At 70.1% G+C, this 22168-nt stretch carries 17 protein-coding genes and 1 tRNA gene; 10 read left to right on the top strand and 8 right to left on the bottom strand.

What is annotated here, in order from left to right; translation table 11 throughout:
• Positions 1-856 (bottom strand): glycine--tRNA ligase subunit alpha (locus tag AC32QD_RS03300; RefSeq protein WP_492009055.1); only part of this gene is annotated, 856 nt, incomplete at its 3' end.
• 181 nt (positions 857-1037) lie between these two features.
• Between AC32QD_RS03300 and AC32QD_RS03295 the strand changes: the two genes are divergently transcribed.
• Positions 1038-1110: transfer RNA gene (locus AC32QD_RS03295), tRNA-Thr, on the top strand.
• Positions 1111-1169: 59 nt separating this feature from the next.
• Positions 1170-2411 (top strand): cation:proton antiporter, encoded by a 1242-nt coding sequence (locus AC32QD_RS03290; RefSeq protein WP_492009056.1) that lies wholly within the window; start codon positions 1170-1172, stop codon positions 2409-2411.
• Between the two features lie 180 nt (positions 2412-2591).
• Here the strand turns inward: AC32QD_RS03290 and AC32QD_RS03285 are convergent, their stop codons facing one another.
• On the bottom strand, positions 2592-3809 hold the full coding sequence (locus AC32QD_RS03285) for a CBM96 family carbohydrate-binding protein (protein ID WP_492009054.1): 1218 nt from the start codon (positions 3807-3809) through the stop codon (positions 2592-2594).
• Between the two features lie 509 nt (positions 3810-4318).
• On the opposite strand from AC32QD_RS03285, the gene AC32QD_RS03280 reads away from it, so the two are divergent.
• Positions 4319-5407 (top strand): mechanosensitive ion channel family protein, encoded by a 1089-nt coding sequence (locus AC32QD_RS03280; RefSeq protein ID WP_492009053.1) that lies wholly within the window; start codon positions 4319-4321, stop codon positions 5405-5407.
• 15 nt (positions 5408-5422) lie between these two features.
• On the opposite strand, the gene AC32QD_RS03275 is transcribed toward AC32QD_RS03280, so the two are convergent.
• On the bottom strand, positions 5423-6772 hold the full coding sequence (locus tag AC32QD_RS03275) for a class-II fumarase/aspartase family protein (RefSeq protein WP_492009052.1): 1350 nt from the start codon (positions 6770-6772) through the stop codon (positions 5423-5425).
• 4 nt (positions 6773-6776) lie between these two features.
• Positions 6777-8258 carry an aldehyde dehydrogenase gene (locus AC32QD_RS03270; protein ID WP_492009051.1) on the bottom strand — a complete coding sequence of 494 codons (1482 nt, stop codon included), beginning with the start codon at positions 8256-8258 and terminating at the stop codon, positions 6777-6779.
• Between the two features lie 173 nt (positions 8259-8431).
• Here AC32QD_RS03270 and AC32QD_RS03265 point away from each other — a divergent pair, with 173 nt between their 5' ends.
• From AC32QD_RS03265 to gabT, 6 genes are all read left to right on the top strand, one after another.
• Positions 8432-9295, top strand: coding sequence for an FAD binding domain-containing protein (locus tag AC32QD_RS03265; protein ID WP_492009050.1), 864 nt, complete (start codon positions 8432-8434; stop codon positions 9293-9295).
• A gap of 26 nt (positions 9296-9321) precedes the next feature.
• On the top strand, positions 9322-9798 hold the full coding sequence (locus AC32QD_RS03260) for a (2Fe-2S)-binding protein (RefSeq protein WP_492009049.1): 477 nt from the start codon (positions 9322-9324) through the stop codon (positions 9796-9798).
• Between the two features lies 1 nt (position 9799).
• Positions 9800-12088 carry a xanthine dehydrogenase family protein molybdopterin-binding subunit gene (locus AC32QD_RS03255; RefSeq protein ID WP_492009048.1) on the top strand — a complete coding sequence of 763 codons (2289 nt, stop codon included), beginning with the start codon at positions 9800-9802 and terminating at the stop codon, positions 12086-12088.
• 1 nt (position 12089) lies between these two features.
• Complete coding sequence (locus AC32QD_RS03250) at positions 12090-12335, top strand: MoaD/ThiS family protein (protein ID WP_492009047.1); 246 nt, start codon at positions 12090-12092, stop codon at positions 12333-12335.
• Positions 12336-12442: 107 nt separating this feature from the next.
• Positions 12443-13396, top strand: a complete 954-nt coding sequence (locus AC32QD_RS03245) for a DMT family transporter (RefSeq protein WP_492009046.1) — start codon at positions 12443-12445, stop codon at positions 13394-13396.
• 70 nt (positions 13397-13466) lie between these two features.
• Positions 13467-14768: a 4-aminobutyrate--2-oxoglutarate transaminase gene (gabT, locus tag AC32QD_RS03240; protein ID WP_492009045.1), complete on the top strand. Its 1302-nt coding sequence runs from the start codon at positions 13467-13469 to the stop codon at positions 14766-14768.
• A 21-nt stretch (positions 14769-14789) separates the two neighbouring features.
• On the opposite strand, the gene AC32QD_RS03235 is transcribed toward gabT, so the two are convergent.
• From AC32QD_RS03235 to AC32QD_RS03220, 4 genes are all read right to left on the bottom strand, one after another.
• Positions 14790-16421 carry an MFS transporter gene (locus tag AC32QD_RS03235; RefSeq protein WP_492009044.1) on the bottom strand — a complete coding sequence of 544 codons (1632 nt, stop codon included), beginning with the start codon at positions 16419-16421 and terminating at the stop codon, positions 14790-14792.
• Between the two features lie 131 nt (positions 16422-16552).
• Complete coding sequence (locus tag AC32QD_RS03230) at positions 16553-17104, bottom strand: hypothetical protein (protein WP_492009043.1); 552 nt, start codon at positions 17102-17104, stop codon at positions 16553-16555.
• Between the two features lie 119 nt (positions 17105-17223).
• Positions 17224-19038 carry a YadA-like family protein gene (locus AC32QD_RS03225; RefSeq protein WP_492009042.1) on the bottom strand — a complete coding sequence of 605 codons (1815 nt, stop codon included), beginning with the start codon at positions 19036-19038 and terminating at the stop codon, positions 17224-17226.
• A 250-nt stretch (positions 19039-19288) separates the two neighbouring features.
• Positions 19289-21127, bottom strand: coding sequence for a DUF4115 domain-containing protein (locus tag AC32QD_RS03220; protein WP_492009041.1), 1839 nt, complete (start codon positions 21125-21127; stop codon positions 19289-19291).
• 287 nt (positions 21128-21414) lie between these two features.
• Between AC32QD_RS03220 and AC32QD_RS03215 the strand changes: the two genes are divergently transcribed.
• On the top strand, positions 21415-22168 hold a 754-nt coding region (locus AC32QD_RS03215; protein WP_492009040.1), incomplete at its 3' end, for a polysaccharide deacetylase family protein.

Below are 22168 nucleotides of genomic sequence, written 5' to 3'. Positions count from 1 at the left end.
GCCGCTCGGTCGGCGAGATCACGCCGCGCGCGTCCATCAGGTTGAACAGGTGGCTGGCCTTGATGCACTGGTCGTAGGCCGGGTGGGCCATGACGATGGTCCGGCCGGTGCGGGGGTCGATGGGCGGGTTGGCCTCCTCGTCGAGCAGCTGGGCGCATTCGCGCTCGGCGTCCTCGAAGTGGCGCGCCAGCGCCTCGGTGTCGGCGGCGTCGAAGTTGTAGCGCGAGTACTCGCGCTCGGTCTGGCGGAAGATGTCGCCATAGCTGAGCGGGATTTCGGCGTCGGGGTCGTTGAACGGCATCTCCATGACGTGGTCGACGCCGAGCACGTACATGGCGAGCCGCTCCAGCCCGTAGGTCAGCTCGCCCGAGACCGGGCGGCAGTCGTGGCCGCCGACCTGCTGGAAATAGGTGAACTGGGTGATCTCCATGCCGTCGCACCAGACCTCCCAGCCCAGCCCCCAGGCGCCGAGCGTGGGGCTTTCCCAGTCGTCCTCGACGAAGCGGATGTCGTGCAGCGCGGCGTCGATGCCGATGGCCGCGAGCGAGCCGAGATAGAGATCCTGCAGGTCGGGCGGCGAGGGCTTTATCAGCACCTGGAACTGGTAGTAGTGCTGCAGCCGGTTGGGGTTGTCGCCATAGCGCCCGTCGGTCGGCCGGCGCGAGGGCTGGACATAGGCCACCGTCCACGGGCGCGGCCCGAGCGAGCGCAGCGCCGTGGCGGCGTGGAAGGTGCCGGCGCCGACCTCCATGTCGTAGGGCTGCAAGACGGCGCAGCCCCGGCCCGCCCAGTAGCGGGTGAGGCGCAGCAGGACCTCCTGGAACGAGCGCGGCTGGTCGCGGGTGTCGGCGGGCATTGGGGCCTCTCGCGGCGCTGGTCGGGTGCCGCGCCTTCCTAATCTGCGCGCGGCGGGCGGTCAACGCGGGGCTTCGGGTGGGCCGGCCGGCGCGCTGCCGGCACGCGGGGCGCGCAGCCGGCCCGGGACCGGCCGCGCTTGCTTGAAACACCCCGGCTCGGGCAGTATCTGTCGCGCCGGCGCCGGTTTAGCTCAGCTGGTAGAGCAGCGGTTTTGTAAACCGAAGGTCGGGGGTTCGAGTCCCTCAACCGGCACCGGCGGGGCCCGGCCGGGGTGCCCGGAGAAGGCAGCGCCGGAGGGCCGTTCCGTGACCATGCTGCAGATCGCCGCGACGCTGGTCTGCCTTGCCGCCGCCTTCGGCGTGGTGAACCATTTCCTGCTGCGGCTGCCCTCGACGGTGGGGCTGGTGGTGATCGGGCTGGCGGCCTCGCTGACGCTGATCGGGCTGCAGGCGGTTTTGCCGGGCTTCAACGCCAGCGAGATCGTGCGCCGGCAGGTGCTGGAGATCGACTTCGCCAACGCGCTGCTCGACGGCATGCTGGGCTTCCTGCTGTTCGCCGGCGCCATGCATGTGGACTTCAACGCGCTGAGGGAGCAGCGCTGGGCCGTGGCGCTTTTGGCCACGGCGGGGGTGCTGATCTCGACCGGGCTGGTCGCGGCGGGCTTCCACCTGCTCGCGGGGGTGCCGTTCAAGGTGGCGCTGGTGTTCGGGGCGCTGATCTCGCCCACCGACCCGGTGGCGGTTTTGGGGCTTTTGAAGCAGGTGCGGGTGCCGCGCGAGCTGCGCATCAAGATCGCCGGCGAGAGCCTGTTCAACGACGGCGTGGGCTATGTGGTGTTCCTCATCGTCAGCGCCGTTGCCTTCCACGCCACGCCGGAGGCGCCCTCGACCCCGGTGGGGGTGGGCCGGGTGTTCCTGCTGGAGGCGGGCGGCGGCGCCGCCTTCGGCGCGGCCACCGGCTGGCTGGTCTATCAGGCGATGAAGCGCATCGACGACTATGCGCTGGAGGTGCTGCTGACGCTGGCGCTGGTCATGGGCACCTACACGCTGGCCGGGGCGCTGCACATGAGCGGGCCGATCGCGGTGGTCGTCGCCGGGCTCCTGATCGGCCACAGCGGCGTGCGCTACGGCATGAGCCGCACGACGCGCGAGCATGTCGAGGCCTTCTGGCGGCTGATCGACGAGATCCTCAACGCGGTGCTGTTCCTGATGATCGGGGTCGAGGTGCTGGTGCTGCCCTTCGACCCGCATTTCCTGGTGATCGGGCTGGCGAGCATCCCGCTGGTGCTGGCGGCGCGCTTCGTGGCCGTGGGGGTGCCGATCACGCTGTTGAGGCTGAGCTGGAGCTTCACGCGCGGCTCGATCGCCATGCTGACCTGGGCCGGGCTGCGGGGCGCGATCTCGGTGGCGCTGGTACTGTCGCTGCCCGCGCACAGCCCGGACAAGCCGCTGATGGTGAGCGTGACCTATGTGATCGTGATCTTCTCGATCATCGTGCAGGCGCTGACCATGCCTCGGCTGGTGCGCCACTTCGTGCCGCAGGAGGAGGAGTGAGGGGGCGCCCGGCCATCGACAGGGAAATCTCGCTGCGCCCCATCCGACGCGTGCGACGGCCAGGGTCATGACTTCGATCGTAGCTAGATTGAGTCTGTGTTTGGAATGGCTCTGCTCAATATGGATTGATTTCATAGCCGGTAGAAAAAGGGCCTCCCGAAGGAGGCCCTTGGAAAGCAGTTATGGCGATGGCAGTTCGCCGCAGAAGATATTGGTCACAAGGGGGCCGTGGGTGGTTGTGTATTGCGCCGGCGTTCCGCCATCGTCGTAGGTTGCCGTAACGCTCCAGGCGCCCGTTATGTTTTTCAGGATATTGGTCGTGACGTCGCTTTGGCAGATAGCGATATCGGCAGGATTGTTCCCCGTCGTCACCGTGAAGTCCAGGGTTGCGTCGTCCCCCGCGGCCATGCTGTCGATCAGCCAAGTGATAATCACGTTATTGTTTGCGCCCTTTTTCGATTTGCCTGGCGAATGCTCCTCACAGGTTCCCGGGTCGCAAAGGATGCCGGTCGTGTCGGTGTTTCCTGCCGTTCCGCCCTGGGCCTTGACGGAGGTCAAGGCTTGGCATGCGTGGATAACCATTTCTACGTCGAACGAGCTGGTATCAACGGTGCTCTCTCCAGGGGAGAGCGTGAAACTGACGATCTGGACAGGGTAGTCGCACGTTGGAGGATTCACGTCGTCGACGTGGTATGTGATCGCGAGCACCGGCTGGAAGGCGTCCGTGCTCGTCGGATAGGTGTTGGTCGCTCCCTCCTTACTGAGGAAGGTGCCCGTGTAGGTCGGATGCGGGGGGCTCCCGGTATAAGAAGGCTCGTCGTTACTGTCCTTCACGAGCATGGTAATGAGGTGGTCGGACGATCCGACGGCAGCGATGATCGCGTCCGTCAGGTTTGTGCTTGTCCAGGTCATTGCCTGCGGCGCAGACCCCGGCACCGTTTGGCTAGCAATAAGAGTCGCGCCTGACAGCGACGCTGCACATGCAAACGCGTTTGAGCCGAGCCAGGTTACCCCATTGGGGTCCGTCTCGTTCCAAGTGCTGGTATCGCACTTGAAGAGGTCGTAGATGCGTGCATTGGCCGGCGTGTCGGTCATCCATAATTTCAGGGACGCGTCGGTGATGGTCGCGCCAATGGGCAGGCTGCCGGCAAAGTCTGTGAGATCGAACCGAAGCAACGTGCGTTTGGTCAGATGGGCGCTAGATGCTGCCGACTCGACGAGCAGCTCCGTCGAGGCCCCGAAATTCCCCTGGCCCCCGGTGTCTTCGGCGATATAGGTATCAGCATCCGGTGGCGTGACATATACGGTGGTATCTGTCGCCATGGCAGGTGAAGTACACATCGCTGCGGCAACCGCCGCCGCAGTCATGAGGCCTGTCGAAGTCTTGAACCCAAACATTCCTCTCTCCTGTCTCCGATACCCGTAACCGGCCTATGCCTGTTTGCGTCCCGCCGGGCCCCGGAACGCAAGGCGGTTCCTAAACGGCAAGGGCAACGTCCCGGCATGCGCCGTGGAGATTGCCCGGCCCTGGTCTTTCCGGATGGGGGTCATGCCTTGCGGCGATGACGGTGGCCGTCGATCAGCCGTGCTTCTGCGGCGGCGCTCCGTGCGGAGGCCGCGGGGAAACCCACTTGATTTCAGCGAACGTCAGACGAGCCACTACGCAACCACCACTCCGGCTCACAGTGCCCCTCGGGCGGGGCAGTACGCCTCCAAAAGAACTCCTCAATGTTCAAAGGATACCAACTTTTCCGCGAAAAGTAAATATGTATACAACCAAGAGTTGTTCCTTGGCGCCGTAGTCCGCGGAGCGCGAGCGGGCGGCGTTGCAAAGTCGCAAGGCCGTTGAGATCGGCGGCGCGGCGGGGCAAGGTTGCACCCCCCTGTCGCCCAAGCCGGACCGCGCCATGGATCATCTGCCGCAATTCCTGAACCAGCTTGCAGGCGTGCTCGCCGTGGTCGCACCGGCGGCGGCGGCCGGGTTCGCCGGGGCGGCGGTGCTGGCCGCGGTGGCACGGCGCATCGCGCGGCACACGCCCTGGCACATCGACGACCTCCTGGCCGAGCGCTGCCGCCGGCCGGCGCTGTGGCTGGTGCCGCTGGTCGCGGTGCTGGTCACGCTGCCCGGCGCGGGGCTGAAAGGCGCGGGGCTGGTGGTGGCGCACCGGGTGCTGGCGATCGGGCTGGCCGCCGGCCTGGGCTGGCTGGCGGTCGCGGTGGTGCAGGCGATCGCCGACCGCATCGTCGATGCGCACGACATCCACCGGCCCGACAACCTGGAGCAGCGCCGGCTGCTGACGCAGATCCAGGTGCTGCGGCGCGTGGTGGTGTTCACCATCGTGCTGGTCACGCTGGCGGCGATGCTGACCGCGATCCCCTCGATCCGCACGCTGGGCGTGAGCCTGTTCGCCTCGGCCGGCATCGCCGGGCTGATCGCCGGGCTGGCGGCGCGGCCGGCGATCGCGAACCTGATCGCCGGCCTGCAGATCGCGCTGACCCAGCCGATCCGCCTCGACGACGTGGTGATCGTGGAGGGCGAATGGGGCTGGATCGAGGAGATCCACACCACCTATGTGGTGGTGCGCATCTGGGACCTGCGCCGGCTGGTGGTGCCGCTGTCCTATTTCATCGAGAAGCCGTTCCAGAACTGGACGCGCAAGACCGCCGACCTCATCGGCACGGTCTATCTCTACACCGACTATACCGTGCCGGTGGACGAGGTGCGCGCCGAGCTCAAGCGCGTGGTGCAGGAGTCGGGGCTGTGGGACGGCAAGACCTGCGACCTGGCCGTGACCAATGCCACCGACCGCTCGATGGAGCTGCGCGCCGTGCTGAGCGCGCCGGATTCGGGCCGCGCCTGGGACCTGCGCTGCCATGTGCGCGAGAAGATGATCGCGTTCCTGCAGGCGCGCTATCCGGAAAGCCTGCCGCGCGTGCGCGCCGAGTTCCCCGGCAGGGGGGCGGAGCCAGGCGCGGAGCCCGGCGCGGAGAGCTGAGCCGGCGGGGTTGGCTCATTCGCGGCGGGCGATGAGGCGGCGGACCATTTGCGGCGCGGCGCCGAGATAGTTCGCCGGGTCGACCAGCCGGGCGAGCGCGGCGCGGTCCATCACGGCGGCGATCTTCGGCTCGGCGGCGAGCGCGTCGAGGAAGGCGGTGTCGCCGGCCAGCGCAGTGCGGCAGCACTCGTAGACGAGGTCGTGCGCCACCTGGCGGCCGAGATGCGGCGCGAGGCCCATCATCACCGCCTCGGCCACGATCAGCCCGCCGGTGGCGTCGAGCACGCGGCGCATGGCCTCGGGGCGGACCTCGAGGCCCTCGAGCACGTCGCGCGCGGCGGCGAGCCCGCCCGAGGCGGCGATGAAGGCGGTGGGAATGGCGTGCCATTCGACATGCCAGGGGCCGGTGGCGCGCTCGTGGTCCTGCACCATGGCGTCGAGCATCAGCCCGTGCTGCTCGCGCACGATCTTCGCCGTGGCGATCATCAGCTCGGCGCCGATCGGATTGCGCTTTTGCGGCATGGTCGAGGAGGCGCCGCGGCCGGGCTGGAACGGCTCGAGCACCTCGCCGGTCTCGGTCTGCATCATCAGCGCGATGTCGAGGCCGATCTTGCCGATGGACCCGGTGAGCAGCGCGAGCCAGCCGGTGGCCTCGGCGAAGCCGTCGCGGATGGCGTGCCAGGTGATGTCGGGCAGTGCGAGCCCCAGCTCGCCGGCCAGCGCGGCCTGGGTGGCCAGCCCCTGCTCGGCGCCGAGCGAGGCCAGCGTGCCGGCGGCGCCGGCGAACTCGACCACCTCGAGGCGGGGGCGCAGCTGGGCCAGCCGCGCCCGGTGGCGGTCGATGGCCGAGAGCCATTCGGCTGCCTTGAGCCCGAAGGAGACCGGGAGCGCGTGCTGGAGATGCGTGCGCCCGGCCATGGGGGTTTCCACGTGCGTCTCGGCCAGGCGCACGAGCGCCGCGGCGACGGCGTCGAGGTCGGCGGTCATGAGATCGAGCGCGGCACGGATCTGCAGCACATCGGCCGTGTCCATGATGTCCTGCGTGGTGGCGCCCCAGTGGCACCACTGGCCGAGCCCGCCCTCGGCCCAGCCCGAGAGCTGCTCGACCAGCGGCAGGATCGGGTAGCCGACCACGCGGGTGCGGGCCGCCAGCCGCTCCCAGTCGACGCGCTCGACATCGGCCGCGGCGGTGATGGCCTGGGCCGCCTTGGCCGGGATCAGGCCGAGGCTCGCCTGGGCGCGGGCGAGCGCCGCCTCGATGTCGAGATAGGCCTGCACCGTGGCGGTGTCGGAAAACACCGCCTGCATCGCCGCGGTGCCGAACATCTCGCCCCACAGGCGCGAGCGGAGGGGAAGCGCGGGCATCCCGTCAGCGCATCACGAACGGGTTGCCCGGTACGGCGTCGGAGGTGTTGATCCAGACCGCCTTGGTCTCGAGGAACTCGTGGATCGCCTGCATGCCGTTCTCGCGGCCCAGCCCCGAGTGCTTCATGCCGCCAAACGGCATCATGTAGGAGATGGCGCGGTAGGTGTTGACCCACACCGTGCCGGCCTTCAGCGCCCTGGACATGCGCACGGCGCGGCCCATGTCGCGGGTCCACACGCCTGCCGCGAGGCCGTAGATCACGTCGTTGCCGATCCTGACCGCGTCGGCCTCGTCCTCGAAGCCGATGATGGAGAGCACCGGGCCGAACACCTCCTCCTGCGCGATGCGCATGTCGTTCCTCACGTCGGTGAAGATGGTCGGCTCGACGAACTGGCCGCCGAGGATGCCGGGCCCCTCGGCCGGGCCGCCGCCAAGCAGGAGACGGGCGCCCTCGGAGCGGGCGATGTCGATGTAGTCGAGCACCTTCTTGTACTGCGGCTCGGTGGTGACCGGGCCGATATTGGTGTCGGCCTCCATCGGGTTGCCGATCTTGGCGGTGCGGGCGATGGCGACGAGCTTCTCGGTGAACGCGTCGCGGATCGAGTTCTGCACCAGAAGGCGCGAGCCCGCGACGCAGGTCTGCCCCGTGGCGGCGAAGATGCCCGAGACCGCGCCGGCGGCGGCGGCGTCGAGGTTGGCGTCCTCGAACACGATGTTGGGCGACTTGCCGCCGAGCTCGAGCGAGCAGCGCTTGAGCCCCCTGGCCGCCTGCTGGTAGATGCGCGCGCCGGTCACGTCGGACCCGGTGAAGGCGATCTTGGCCACGTCCCTGTGATCGACCAGCGCCGAGCCGGCCTCGTGGCCGAAGCCCGCGACCACGTTGAAGACGCCGTCGGGAATGCCGGCCTCCCTGGTCAGGGCGGCGTATTCCAGCGTCGAGGCCGAGGTGAACTCGGAGGGCTTGACCACCACCGAACACCCCGCCGCGAGCGCCGGGGCGCATTTCCAGGCGATGAACAGCAGCGGCGAGTTCCAGGCGGTGATGGCGCCGACCACGCCGACCGGCTCGGAGGTTGTGAAGGTGAAGTGGTCGGCCTTGTCGATAGGCACCACGGTGCCCTCGATCTTGTCCGCCAGCCCGCCGTAGTAATACCACCACTCGGGGTGGTAGCGCAGCTGGGCGAGCATCTCGGACATCAGCTTGCCGTTGTCGCGCACCTCGATCTCGGCCAGCCGCTCGGCCTCGCGGGCCACCAGGTCGCCGAGCTTGCGCATCACCTTGCCGCGCTGGGTGGGCGTGGTCTTCGACCACGGTCCCTCGGTCATGGCGCGCCTGGCCGCGGCCACGGCGCGGTCGACGTCCTTGGCCGAGCCGCGCGGGATGCGCGCCCAGGCTTCGCCGCGATAGGGGTCGATGGAGTCGAACCATGCGCCCTCGGCCGGATCGACATATGCGCCGTCGATGAAGTGCTGGTAGGTCTTCATGGGGGTCTCCTGCCTTGCGCCGCGCCCGCGATTCCGCCGGGGTTCGGGGCGCAGGATAGACCCTGTGGGCCGAGCCGTGCAAAGCATGAGCAGGCCCGTTGCAAGCGGACCGGGGCTGTGCGAGTTTGCCGCCGACTTGGGCGTGGAATCTCGGGACACGGAAAGACGAACGCATGAGATACGAGGCCCCGCGAAAGACGGAGGACGCGGTCGCGCTGCTCGCCGGCGAGGCCGGTGCCGCGCATGTGCTGGCCGGGGGCACCGACCTTCTGGTGCGGATGCGGACGGGCTTTATCGAGCCCGACCTGATCGTCGATCTCAAGCGCATCCCGGCGATGAAGCAGATCGCGCGCGAGGACGGCGGCTGGCGCATTGGCGCCGCCGTCTCGGGCGCCGAGCTGGGCGAGCGCGACGACGTGCGCGCCGACTGGCCCGGCGTGGTCGAGGCGCTGGAGCTGATCGGATCCACCCAGATCCAGGCCCGCGCCACGCTGGCGGGCAACCTGTGCAACGCCTCGCCCGCGGCCGACAGCGTGCCGGCGATGGTCGCCGCCGGCGCGACGGTGCGCGTGGTCGGGCCCGGGGGCAGCCGCGACATCCCCGTCGAGGAGGTGCCCGCGGGCCCTGGCAAGACCACGCTGGGCAAGGGCGAGCTGGTCGAGTCGGTGTTCCTGCCGGCGCGGCCCGCGCGCGCGGCGGATGCCTACCTGCGCTTCATCCCGCGCACCGAGATGGACATCGCGGTTGTCGGTGCCGGGGTCAGCGTTACCTTGGACGGCAACGGCGGCTGCACCGCGGCGCGGGTGGCGCTGGGCGCGGTGGCGCCCACGGTGATCGTGGTGCCGGCGGCGGCGGAGGTGCTGATCGGCACCAAGCTGGACGACGCCACGCTGGAGAAGCTGGAGGAGGCGGCCGCGGCCGCGGCCAGGCCGATCGACGATAAGCGCGGCACCACCGCATATCGCAAGAGGGTCGCCGGGGTGCTGGCGCGGCGCGCCGCCGCCATCGCCCGCGACCGCGCGTTGGCCAAGGGCTGACGAGGTTTCGGGGTCGAGGACATTCCATGGCACAACAGCACGTCACCACGAAGATCAACGGCGACACGGTCGAGTTCCTCTGCGAGCCGGAGGAGACGCTGCTCGACGTGCTGCGTGACCGGCTGGGGCTGACCGGCGCGAAGGAGGGCTGCGCCACCGGCGACTGCGGCGCCTGCACGGTCACGGTGGACGGGCGCATCGCCTGTTCGTGCCTGATGCTGGGCGCCGAGGCCGAGGGCCGCGAGATCGGCACCATCGAGGGCATGGCCACCGGCGAGGCGCTGCACCCGATCCAGCGCAAGTTCCTGGAGCACGGGGCGCTGCAGTGCGGCATCTGCACGCCGGGCTTCCTGGTCGCGGCCAAGGCGCTTCTGGAGCGCAACCCCGAGCCGACCGAGATCGAGGTGCGCTACTGGCTGGCGGGGAACCTGTGCCGCTGCACCGGCTATGACAAGATCGTGCGCGCCGTGATGGACGCGGCCGACGAGATGAGGAGGGTCTGAGATGGCACCGCGCGACGCTGGCCTCCGCGAGTTCAAGATCGTCGGCACCCGGCCCCTGCGCCCCGACGGCATCGACAAGGTGACCGGGCGCGCCCGCTTCGGCGCCGACATGGTGATGCCGGGGATGCTGGTGGGCCGCATCCTGCGCAGCCCGCACGCGCATGCGCGCATCCGCTCGATCGACACCTCGAAGGCCGAGGCGCTGGAGGGCGTCAAGGCGGTGGTGACGCGGCGCGACTTCGGGCCGGCCAAGGGCGAGATGGACGGGCTGCTGGGCCAGGAGACGGCCGAGATGGAGCCCGATCTGGCGGCCACGCTGGACAACTGCATGGCCGGCGAGAAGGCGCTTTACGACGGCCACGCGGTGGCCGCGGTGGCGGCGGTGAGCGCCAAGGTCGCCAAGCAGGCGCTGAAGCTGATCGAGGTGGACTACGAGGTGCTGGACCACGTCACCGACGTGGACGCGGCGATGCAGCCCGATGCCCCCGTGCTGCACGAGGCGGGCGGCGACGAGACCGTGCCCGCGGGCATGTCGAAGAACGTCATGCACCGCTACGAGTACGGCCATGGCGACATCGAGGCCGGCTTCGCCGAGGCCGACCTGGTGATCGAGCGCAGCTTCCGCACCGCGGCCACGCACCAGGGCTATATCGAGCCGCATGCCTGCGTCGCCTCGGTCAGCCCCGACGGCACCGGCGAGCTGTGGGTCTGCACCCAGGGCCATTACATGGTGCGCGACACCTGTGCCGGGCTGCTGGGCATGGATATCGGCGACCTGCGGGTGACGGCGTCCGAGATCGGCGGCGGGTTTGGCGGCAAGACTACCGTGTTCATCGAGCCGGTGGCGCTGGCGCTGAGCCGCAAGGCGAACCGCCCGGTCAAGGTGGTGATGAGCCGTGAGGAGGTGTTCCGCGCCAGCGGGCCGACCTCGACGACCTCCATCGACGCCAAGGTCGGCATGAAGAATGACGGCACCATCACCGCCGGCTTCTCGACACTGCGCTACATGGGCGGGGCCTATTCCGGCTCGCCGGTGCAGCTGGGTGCGATGGCGGCCTTCGCGCCCTACAACCTGGGCCACGTGAAGACGATCGGCTGGGACGTGGTGGGCAACCGGCCCAAGGCGGCCGCCTACCGCGCGCCCGGCGCGCCGATGGCGGCCTATGCGGTCGAGAGCGTGATCGACGAGCTGTGCGAGAAGCTGGATCTCGACCCGGTCGAGGTGCGGCTGAAGAACTGCTCGCGCGAGGGCACCAAGGCGTCCTACGGGCCGCGCTTCAAGCGCATCGGGCTGTCGGCGACGCTGGAGGCGGCGAAGAACACCGCGCACTACAAGGCGCCGCTGGGGCCGAACCAGGGCCGGGGGCTGGCCTGCGGCTTCTGGTTCAACTTCGGCGGCAACACCTGCGTGTCGATGAACGTGACGCCGGACGGCACGGTGACGCTTTCGGAGGGCAACCCCGACATTGGCGGCTCGCGCGCCTCGATGACCATGATGGCGGCCGAGGAGCTGGGCATCCCCTATAGCCAGGTGCGCTGCACCATCGCGGACACCGGCTCGCTGGGCCTCAACGACGTGACCGACGGCTCGCGCGTGACCTTCGCCGTGGGGCTGGCCACCATCAAGGCGGCGCAGGAGGTGATCCGCAAGTGCTGCCAGCGCGCGGCGCAGGTCTGGGGCATCGACGCGGACGCGGTTGTCTGGGAGGGCGGCGCGGCCAAGCCCGCCGGCCCCAACGCGGGCAAGTTCGATCCGATGACGCTGGCCGAGATCGCGGCCATCGCGTCCAATACCGGCGGCCCCATCGCCGGGCACCACGAGGTGAACGCGGAAGGCGCGGGCGTGAGCTTTGCCACGCATCTGGTGGATGTCGAGGTGGACCCCGAGACCGGGGCGGCGAAGATCCTGCGCTACACGGTGTGCCAGGACGCCGGCAAGGCGGTGCATCCCGATTACGTCGAGGGCCAGTTCCAGGGCGGCGCCGTGCAGGGCATCGGCTGGGCGCTGAACGAGGAATACATCTATGGCGAGGACGGGCGGCTGCAGAACCCGGGCTTTCTCGACTATCGCATCCCGGTGTGCTCGGACCTGCCGATGATCGACACGGTGATCGTGGAGGTGCCGAACCCCGGCCACCCCTATGGCGTGCGGGGCGTGGGCGAGACCTCGATCGTGCCGCCGCTGGCGGCCATCGCCAACGCGGTGTCGCGGGCGGCGGATGTGCGCATGACGGCGCTGCCCATGTCGCCGCCGCGGCTGCTCGCCGCCATCGAGGGCGCGCGCGGCTGAGATGGTCAAGGTCGCCGTCTGGGGCACGTTGCAGGACTTCACCGGGGGCGAGGCGGAGGTCGAGGTCGAGGCGCGCAACCTGCGCCAGCTGCTCGACCGGCTGGCCGAGGACTATCCCGGCCTGAAGCCGCAGCTCGCGCGCGGGGTCTCGGTCTCGATCGACGGCCAGATCTACAACGATTCGTGGTTCCAGCCGATCGCGCCGGACAGCGAGGTGGTGCTGCTGCCCCGGATCGTGGGGGGGTAAGCCAGCCGGCCGCCGATGCATTGGCGGGGTGAGTGGCCAGCGAATTCCGTTGCGCCCGGTCCCGCGGCGGTGACATCAAGGCGGCAGTCGCACCACCGGACCCGCCCATGCCCCCGCTTTCCGACAACGCGCGCGGCGCGCTCTTCATGATGGTCAGCATGGTCGGCTTCGTGTGCAACGACACGATGATCAAGCTGACCGCGGGCGAGCTGACGCTCTATCAGGCGATCTTTCTGCGCGGCATCGGCACCTCGGCGCTGATGGCGCTGCTGGCGCTGTCGCGCGGCGAGCTGATCCGCCGCGTGGCGCCCGCCGACCGGCCGGTGCTGGCGCTGCGGGTGATGGGCGAGATCGGCAGCACGCTGTGCTACCTGACGGCGCTGTTCCACATGCCGATCGCCAATGCCACGGCGATCCTGCAGGCCATGCCGCTGGCGGTGACGCTGGGGGCGGCGCTGTTTCTGGGCGAGAAGGTGGGCTGGCGGCGCTATTCGGCCATCGGCGTGGGCTTGGCCGGCGTGCTGATCGTGGTGCGACCCGGCACCGAGGGCTTCAACGCCTATGCGGTGTGGGCCGTGGTCTCGGTGGTGTTCGGGGTGATGCGCGACCTGACCACGCGGCGGCTGACGCGCGAGACGCCCTCGAGCTTCGTGGCGCTGTGCACGGCGGTGGCGATCACGCTGGTGGGCGGCGCGGTGTCGCTGACCGAGCCCTGGGGCACGGTCACGCCGGGCAATGCCGGGCTGCTGGCGCTGGCGGCGGTGTGCCTGTTCACCGGCTATCTGTTCATCGTGCTGGCCATGCGCCACGGCGCGGTCGGCTTCGTCTCGCCGTTCCGCTACACCATCCTGATCTGGGCGATCATCCTGGGGCTGGCGGTGTTCGGCGACGTGCCGGATGTGTGGATGCTGACGGGCAGCGCCATCGTCGTGGGCACCGGCGTCTACACCTTCTACCGCGAGCGGATGCCGGGGCGGCGGATGCGGGCGGCGCTGGCCTCGACCCGGCCCGAGGTCGCGGCGCCGGCGCGGCGCGGGGGCGGCTCGGCCGCCGCCGAATAGCGATTGCCGGCGCGGGCGCCGGGTGCTAGAGGCACGCCAACCCATCCCCAGCCATTCGGGAGACCGCTGCATGACCACCAATGCCGAGCTTAAGGCGCGCCAGGAGGCCGCCGTCGCCAGGGGCGTCGCGTCGAAGGCGATCTACGCCGCGCGCGCCGAGAACGCCGAGCTGTGGGACGTCGAGGGCAAGCGCTATGTCGACTTTGCCGCGGGCATCGCGGTGACCAACACCGGGCACAGGCACCCCAAGGTGATGGCCGCCGTGGCCGAACAGGCCGAGGCCTTCACCCATACCTGCATCCATGTCTCACCCTACGAGAGCTACATCGCGCTGGCCGAGCAGCTGAACGCGCTGACGCCGGGCGACTTCGCCAAGAAGACGGTGCTGTTGAACTCGGGCGCCGAGGCGGTAGAGAACGCCGTCAAGGTGGCGCGCTACGCCACCGGGCGCTCGGCGGTGATCGCGTTCACGGGCGCGTTCCACGGCCGCACCATGATGACCATGGCGCTGACCGGCAAGGTGGCGCCCTACAAGAAGGGCTTCGGGCCGTTCCCGCCCGAGGTCTATCACGCCACCTTCCCGCATCCCTTCCACGGCATCACGGTCGAGCGGGCGCTGGACGACCTGGGCCGGATGCTGCGCTCGGACGTGGACCCCGCGCGCGTCGCCGCCTTCATCGTCGAGCCGGTGCAGGGCGAGGGCGGCTTCAACGTGGCGCCGCCCGAGTTCCTGCAGGCGCTCAAGCGCATCGCCGACGAGCACGGCATCCTGTTCATCGCCGACGAGATCCAGTCGGGCATGGCGCGGACGGGCAAGATGTTCGGCATCGAGCATTCGGGCGTGGTGCCCGACCTGGTGACCATGGCCAAGGGGCTGGGCGGCGGCTTCCCGATCTCGGCGCTGACGGGGCGGGCCGAGCTGGTCGACGCGGCGCATCCCGGGGGCCTGGGCGGCACCTATGGCGGCAACCCGATCGCGGTGGCCGCGGCGAACGCGGTGTTGGGCGTGATCCGCGAGGAGGGCCTGGTCGCGCGCGCCGCCGAGGTGGGCCGGCGCATCGAGGAGCGGCTCTCCGCGCTGGCGGCCCGGCAGGGCATGGAGCCCATGGGCGAGGTGCGCGGCCTGGGCGCCATGCAGGCGATCGAGTTCGTCGCCGACCGCGACAGCCGCAAGCCCGATGCCGGCCTGACCGGCGCCGTGGTGGCCGAGGGCGAGTCGCGCGGGCTGATCCTGCTCAGCTGCGGCACGCGGGGCAACGTGGTGCGGCTGTTGCCGCCGCTGACCATCCCCTTCGAGGTGCTGGACGAGGGGCTCGACATCCTCGAGACCTCGATCGAGGCGGCGATCTCGAAGATGGCCGCGGCGGCCTGACGGGACGGGCCGGGCGGCCCCCTATTCCTGCGTGCGGAACCGGGTGAACTGGATCACGATCACGGTGAGGATTGGCACGAAGGTGGTGAGCAGCGTCACGGTGATCAGCAGGATGCCCAGCTGGGAGTAGTCCTGCGGCACCACGACCTTGCCGGTCTTGGGGTTGGTCACCTGCCGCGTGACGACGAAGATCTCGTTGAGATACTTGGTCCACAGCTGGCTGGCCGAGAGCGCCAGGTTGGTGAACGAGGCCATCACCGCGAAGTAGGTGGCCTTCAGCTCCTTGGGCGCGTTGCGCGCGATCCAGGCGAGCATGGGCACCATCGCCACCTGGCCCAGAGGCGACTCGACGGCGGTGTCGATGATGGCGATGAAGCGGGCGTCGACGATGCCCCCGGTCATGCGCGCGGTCCAGTGCTGGATGCCGTAGTAGAGCCCGATATTAGGCAGCGCCAGCACGCCCGCGGCCAGGCTCAAGAGCACGATGATGTACCAGATCGGCCGGTTCGCCATCAGCGGCCTGAGCAGGATCAGCCCGACCAGGGTGAGGCTGGTGGTGATGAGCGAGAGCTCGGAGAGGAACTCCTGGTCGAAGCCCAGCACGTCGATCTGGAACCAGGTGTGCCCCGGTCCGGGCAGCGGCACGGCGCGGAAGACGAAGATCATCACCGCGGTGCCGATCAGGGCGTGGGCGCGCCCGGGCGGCAGCTCGCGCACCAGCCGCGCGATCAGGTAGGAGATGATGAGCATCGAGCCGGCGAAGACGATCTCCTCGTTCAGCGGCACGTCGAGGATGCCGATGGTGATGGAGAAGGCGGCGAAGGCGAGCGCGCCGAGGAGGATGTGCCAGTCGGGCTCGACGATCTCGGGGGGCGTGTAGAGCATCTCCTCGATGCGCTCGGGCGCTTGGCCCTCGGCCGCGAGCCTGCGCGCGCGGTGGCGCAGCATGAGCCCGTGCAGCACCACGCCCGAGACCGAGATCGCCGGGATCCACAGCGCCAGCAGGTAGATGTGGGCGTAGATGCGCGCGGTCTGGGCCTGGTCGAGCTTGCTGACGCCGGAGAACATGAAGATGTTGGCGGCCGCGACCAGCACCGAGCCGCCGATCACGGCGAAGCGGCCAAGCGTCTGCATGGTGGTGTGCAGCTCCTTGGCGCGCTCCTCGGACAGCGGGCGGCCCTGGGCGTCGGAAAGGGGCACCGCCTCGACGGTCATGGCGTCGGCGACCACGTCCTGGACTACGTAGCCCGCGGGCGCGAGCAGGGCGGAGATGACGTACCAGGTGTCCACGGGGAGGAACCCGGCCATCCAGTCGCGCCAGGTGATGAGGAAATACATGATCGTCACCGAGACCGCGATCATCGCCGCCCCGATCCAGACCAGCACCGCCTTGCGCCGCCAGATCAGGTCGACCAGGTGGCCGAGCGGCATCTTCATCACCCAGGGCAGCCCGGCCCAGAAGGCGAGCCCGGCGAGGAACGCCGCCGAGAGGCCGAGATAATCCTTGACGAAGAAGGTGCCGACGATCTGGGTCAGCCCCGAGATGCCGGCGGCAAGGTAGACCATCAGGGGCGGCAGGAACGACCAGCGCAGCTGGCGCACCAGGTCGCCGAAGGTGCGGTCGATCCAGCCGCGAATTGCGCTCGTCTCCATCGCCCGGCCACGCTGAGGGGTGTTGCCCCGCCTGTCCACCGTCGCGCCGCGCCGCGGGCGGCGGGCGCCTCAAGAGGTAACGTCGTGCGGGCGGGCGGGGTTCTTTTGCGCCGGATCGCGGCCGGGCCGCCTCAGTTCTTCCTGGCGTGGGGCTTGACGTTCGGCTTGGCCACCGGCTTGTTGCCCGAGCCCTCGATCGGCTTGGGCTGCTCGGGCGCGAGGCCGATGCCGAAAAGCCGCCAGACGCCGTCGATCTGCTGGAACGCCATGTTGAACAGGATGCCCTCGGGCCGCATCGGGATCAGGCCCTCGACCCGGAGCATGCCGTTGGTCTGGATGGCGGGCGGCTGGGTATACTGCGGCGTGTAGAGCACCGCGCGGCCGAGGCCGATGTCGGGGTGGCGGAACCGGGCGAAGATGGCGGCGAGCTTCGCCGGGTCGTTGGCGTCGCGAAAGCCCGGCGCGCCGAGGTCCTGCAGCACCGAGTAGTTGCCGGTCTTGTCGGCCTGGTCGACGGCGATCAGGGTGGACCAGACCAGCCGGGCGATCTCGGCCCGGTCGGGCAGGGGCGGGCGCGGCTGGGCAGCGAAGACCGCCGGGGCAAGGGCGGACACGAGGACGGCGCCGAGGAGCGCCGCTCGCCACGGCGCGCTGGCGGCGCGGGCGGGCCTGGTTGCGGGCATGGCGCGTCCTCCCTGTCTGCCGGATGTTCTTTTGTGAGGGATCGGCGCGCCGGCATCAAGCCGTCTCCCTCCCCTTGACGGGGAGGGAGAGGTGCCGGCACCTTGCCTGGCGCCGGTCGTTACCAGCTGACCGTGACGCCGACGCGGCCGCCGACCTGGTCCTGGCCGAGGCCGACGCCGAGACCGCCGTTGAACTGGACGTTGCTGTCCACGCGCCAGCCGGCGCCGAAGGCAACCGCCGTGCCGCCGTTATAGGCGCCGAAGCCGCCGCTGATGCCGAACCGCTGGCCCGGCGGAATCCAGGGCGACTGCATGGCCAGTGCCATGGCGATGCCGTCCTTGTTCTCGTCGATCTGGTTCCTGACGCTGTTCAGGCCGGAGAACAGGGCGCCGTTGTCCGTGGCGAGGTTGCCGTTGGCATCCGATGTCACCACGCTCAAGGGGCCCGACTGCGCCGCGTGGCTGGCCGCCGAGGTGATGCCGGGCAGGGTGTAGGTGTTCGACGCATTGCCGAGCATAACCTGGTCTTCCGCCGTGGTGCTGGTGTAGGCGCCGATGGCCGTGGAGTTGCCATAGCTGGCCGTCGCACTCCAGCCCAGCGCGGTCGATTGCACCGCGCTCGCATGCGCGTCCTGGCCGATCGCGGTCGACCGGGTGCCGGACGCGATGCTCGTCCTTCCGAGGGCCGTCGAATTGTCGCCGGTCGCGTAGCTATTGTAGCCGACGGCGGTCGATTGGCCACCGGTCGCGTAGCTCGAGTCGCCGAGGGCCGTCGAACCGCTACCGGTCGCGTTGCTGAACTCGCCGAGAGCCGTCGAACCGGTATTGGTCGCGTTGCTGGACGCGCCGACGGCCGTCGAATCTCTACCGGTCGCGTTGCTGGACTCGCCGAGGGCCGTCGTAAAGGAATTGGTCGCCTGGGCGCTCATGCCGAAGGCGGCCGAATGCGCGCCCGTGGCCATGGCGCCGCCGCCGACCGCGGTCGAGCCCGAGGCGACGGCACCCGCGCCGATGGCGACGGCATCGGTGGTGCTGGCCAGCGAGTCCTGCCCGATGGCGATGGCGCCGTCGGCGGTCGCCTGGGCGCCGAGGCTGTCGCCGTTGACGTCGGAGCCCAGCGCGATCGAACCGGTGCCGGACGCTTGAGCGTAGGAGCCGGTGGCGATCGAGTTGTCGCCCGAGGCGTTGCTGGAATACCCGTAGGTAGAGCTGTTGCTGCCCGAGGCGGTGCTGAGCACGCCGGTCGCCGTGCTGTAATCGCCCGAGGCGGCGCTGGTCTGACCCGTTGCCGTGCTGGCAAAGCCCGTTGCCTGGCTGTTGTTGCCGGTCGCGGTGCTGGCATCACCCGAGGCGGTGCTGTTCGCGCCGGTCGCCGTGCCGAGGAAGCCCGAGGCCCTGCTGTTCACGCCGGTCGCGGTGCTTTGGAAGCCCGAGGCCGTGCTGTTCGTGCCGGTCGCGGTGCTGTAGTCACCCGTGGCGTGGGCGGTCGCGCCCGTCGCAGTGGACCAAACTCCTGTGGCGTTGCTACTGTCGCCCGTCGCCGTGCTGAGGTTGCCGGTTGCATTGCTGTTCACGCCAATGGCTGTGCTGTGATCGCCCGAGGCGGTGGAGCTGAGGCCAACCGCCGTGCTGGACGAGCCCGAGGCGGTTGCGGTGACGCCAATCGCGGTGCTGTAGTCCCCGGTTGCACGGCTGGTAAAGCCGTAGGCCGTGCTCTGCTCGCCCGAGGCAGTTGCATTCGCGCCGCAGGCGGTGGCATTCGTGCCGGTGGCGGTGGCGCCGGCATTGCCGCCGCTGTTGTCGTCGCGGCACACGACCTGCTGCGCCGAGGCGGGCTGGACGAAGGCGGCCGCGAAAGCCAGGCTGGCGGCACCCAACAGGGCTGGAGACAAACAACGACGAATGGTTGAACGACATCGGGTAAAGCGATGCATTGCGGCCTCCATGTGGTGTTGCCCCTGAACTTCCACCCTCGAGGACGCGGCCGGCAGATGACGCGCGCCATCTTCCCCAAAGTCACGATACGCCCGAGTCGAGGGGCCGAAGACAAAAAATGGCGCGCCATTTTGTCGCACTGAAGTAACGAGACAGTATTTATTTGCAACTAATGGTATGCGGGACTTGCGCAGGTGCACACGCGGCGAGCGGACGGCCGCGACGGTCCGAACCACGCCCCCGGCCGGGCTAGCCGGCGCTGCCGCCGGCAAGGACCCCGGGCGCGGCGCGGGGGAAGCGCTTCGTGATCTCGGCGGCGCCAAGGGGGATGTCGCGCACCACCTCGTGTGCCGCGCCCAGCGGGCCGTAGGCGGTGCCGCCGACCTCGAGATAGACCGAGGCGGCGTTGCCGGCCTTGAGCGTCGGTTGCGCGAGCCCCGGCGGCACGGGGACGCGCTGGCCGGGTGAGACCAGCCCCTCGAACACGACCTGGTCGCCGTCGGCGATGCGCATCCAGGCCTGGCCGGTCGCCACCACCGCGACGGCGGGGGCGTCGCCCGCGGGCGCACCGGGCGCGGGGGTCACGGGGTGCGGCGCGGTGGTGACGGGTTGCGCCGCGGCGGCGCGCTTGTCGAGCGTCGCGGCGATGTCGGCGAGGCGGCTGTCGATTTGGGCCATGCGGGCCTCGAGCCCCGAGGGGTCGAAGGCCGGGGGCATCGCCTGCGCGAGCGCGTCGAGCTGCGTGTGCAGCCTGGCGATGCGCCGGTCGAGGCCGGTCGCGTCGAGTGCCGAGAGGCGGCCCTCGATCGCGCCGAGCCGGGCCGAGGTTTCGGCGAGGCGGCTGTCGAGTGCGCCGGTGTCGGGGGCTGGGCGCGCGGCAAGCGCCGCGACCTTTTGCTCCAGCGCCTGGATCTGGTCGCGGATCGCGGCCTCGGCCGAGGCCAACTCGGCCTTCAGGGGGCCGGTGTCGGGTGGCGGCACCGGCTTGTCGGCGAGGCGGGCGAGCGCGGCGTCGAGCGCATCGAGGCGGTGCTCAAGGGCCGTGCTGTCGGCGGACGGCGCCGGTGTGCCGAGCTTGTCGAGCCGGGCCTCGATGGCGGCGAGGCGGGCCTCGATCTTGCGCACGGCGTCTGCCCCGGCGGCGGGCGGGCGGTTCGCCAGCGCCGACAGGCGTGCCTCGATGGCACTGATGTCGGGGCTCGGCGCGGGACGGGCGGCGAGCGCGGCGACCCGGGCCTCGAGCGATTGCAGGCGCTTGTCGAGCATGGAGCGAAGCGCGGCCAGCGCCTGCCTGAGCGCGGCGCTGTCCCCGCCGGCGGCGAGGGTCGCGTCGACATGCCTGAGCGCGGCGTCGAGCGCGTCGAGGCGCTTGGTGAGGGCAGCGCCGTCGCCGGCGCTGGCGAGCGCGGCGGCAAGCGTGTCCAGCCGCGTCTCGACGGCGGCAAGGCGGTCGTTGAGCCGAACGAGCGCCTCGGCCGGGGCCGGGCGGCGCGCGATCTTGTCGAGCTCGGCCCGGATCGCGGCGAGGGCGGCCGGGACCTTGGCGTCCGGTGCGGGGCGTTCGGCGAGAGTGGCGAGGCGGGCGTCGATCTGCTTGAGCCGCTGTGCGATGTCGCCGAGCCGGGCATCGGCCGCGGGTCGGGCGGCCAGCGCATCGACCTTGGCGCCGAGCGCCGCGATGCGCGCCTCGATGGCGGCGGTATCGGCGGGCGCCGGCGCCTTGTGCGCCAGGGCCTGCTCGATGGTGTCGAGCCGGGCGGCGAGCGCGTCGAGCCCTGCGTTGAGCGGCGCCAGATCGACGGCAGGCGGCAGGCGGGCGGTCAGCCCGAGCACGGCGGCGTTGAGCGCGTCGAGGCGGCGCGCGATCCGGTCGGGCGGGGCGCCGGCCGTGGCCGGTTGCCCGGGCGATCCACTGGGCGATCCCCCCGGCGGTTCCCCCGGCGGTCCCCCCGGCGGTCCCCCCGGCGCCCAGGTCGCGACGACGGGCTCGACCAGGCCGACGAGTCGCCTCGGCTGGAAGTCGAGATACCAGAGCAGCACGAAACCGCTCAGCACGATCAGGGACAGGACCCGAAACGCAATGGTCACGCCGCACCTCGAATGCACCGGCCGGTCGCGGCGCCGCGGACCGCCGTGACGGCCATAAGTCCACCGGTGCGGGCGGCCCGTCAACCGGCTTGTCGCGGCCGCGGGATCTCCGGCTTGCCAGCGAGGGGGCGGAGGGGGCAGAACGGGGCAGGGCCGAGGAAAAGCCGCCCGATGGCGGTCAGGGCAGCGGCGTTGCACGGGATCGGCCGGGCGCGGCCCTGCGTCGAGGGTGCCGCGGCGGGCCGGAGCGTGGTCATGTGACGGGGCTTTGCACGGAGGCACGACGGATGGCACGCATCGAGACGGGGCCGACGGGCGCGGCATACCCGCGCGACCTGGTCGGTTATGGCCGCACGCCGCCCGATGCCGGGTGGCCCGACGGTGCGCGCGTCGCCGTGCAGGTGGTGGTGAACTACGAGGAGGGCGGCGAGAACTGCATCCTGCACGGGGATGCGGCCTCGGAGGCGTTCCTGTCCGAGATCGTCGGCGCCCAGCCCTGGCCCGGCCTGCGCCACATGAACATGGAGTCGATCTACGAATACGGCTCGCGGGCGGGTTTCTGGCGGCTGTGGCGTATCCTCACGGGGCGCGGCGTGCCCGTCACGGTGTTCGGCGTCGCCACGGCGCTGGCGCGCAATCCCGAGGCGGTGGCGGCAATGCAGGAGGCGGGCTGGGAGATCGCCAGCCACGGGCTGAAATGGATCGAGTACCGGGACTTCTCGCGCGCCGAGGAGAAGGCGCACATGGACGAGGCGATCCGCATCCACCGCGAGGCGACCGGCGAGCGGCCGCTGGGCTTTTACACCGGGCGGACCTCGGAGCACTCGCTGGGGCTGGTGATGGAGGATGGGGGATTCCTCTACGGGGCAGACAGTTATGCTGATGATCTGCCATACTGGGTGAAGGGGCCGAAGGGGCCCTTCCTGATCGTGCCCTACACGCTCGACTCCAACGACATGCGCTTCGCCACGCCGCAGGGCTTCAACTCGGGCGAGCAGTTCTTCGCCTATCTGAGGGACAGCCTCGAGATGCTTTATGCCG

It is taken from the genome of Thermohalobaculum sp., from assembly GCF_058622915.1.
The sequence above is the reverse complement of the archived record's forward strand: the minus strand, read 5'-3'. Positions and strand labels throughout refer to the sequence as shown.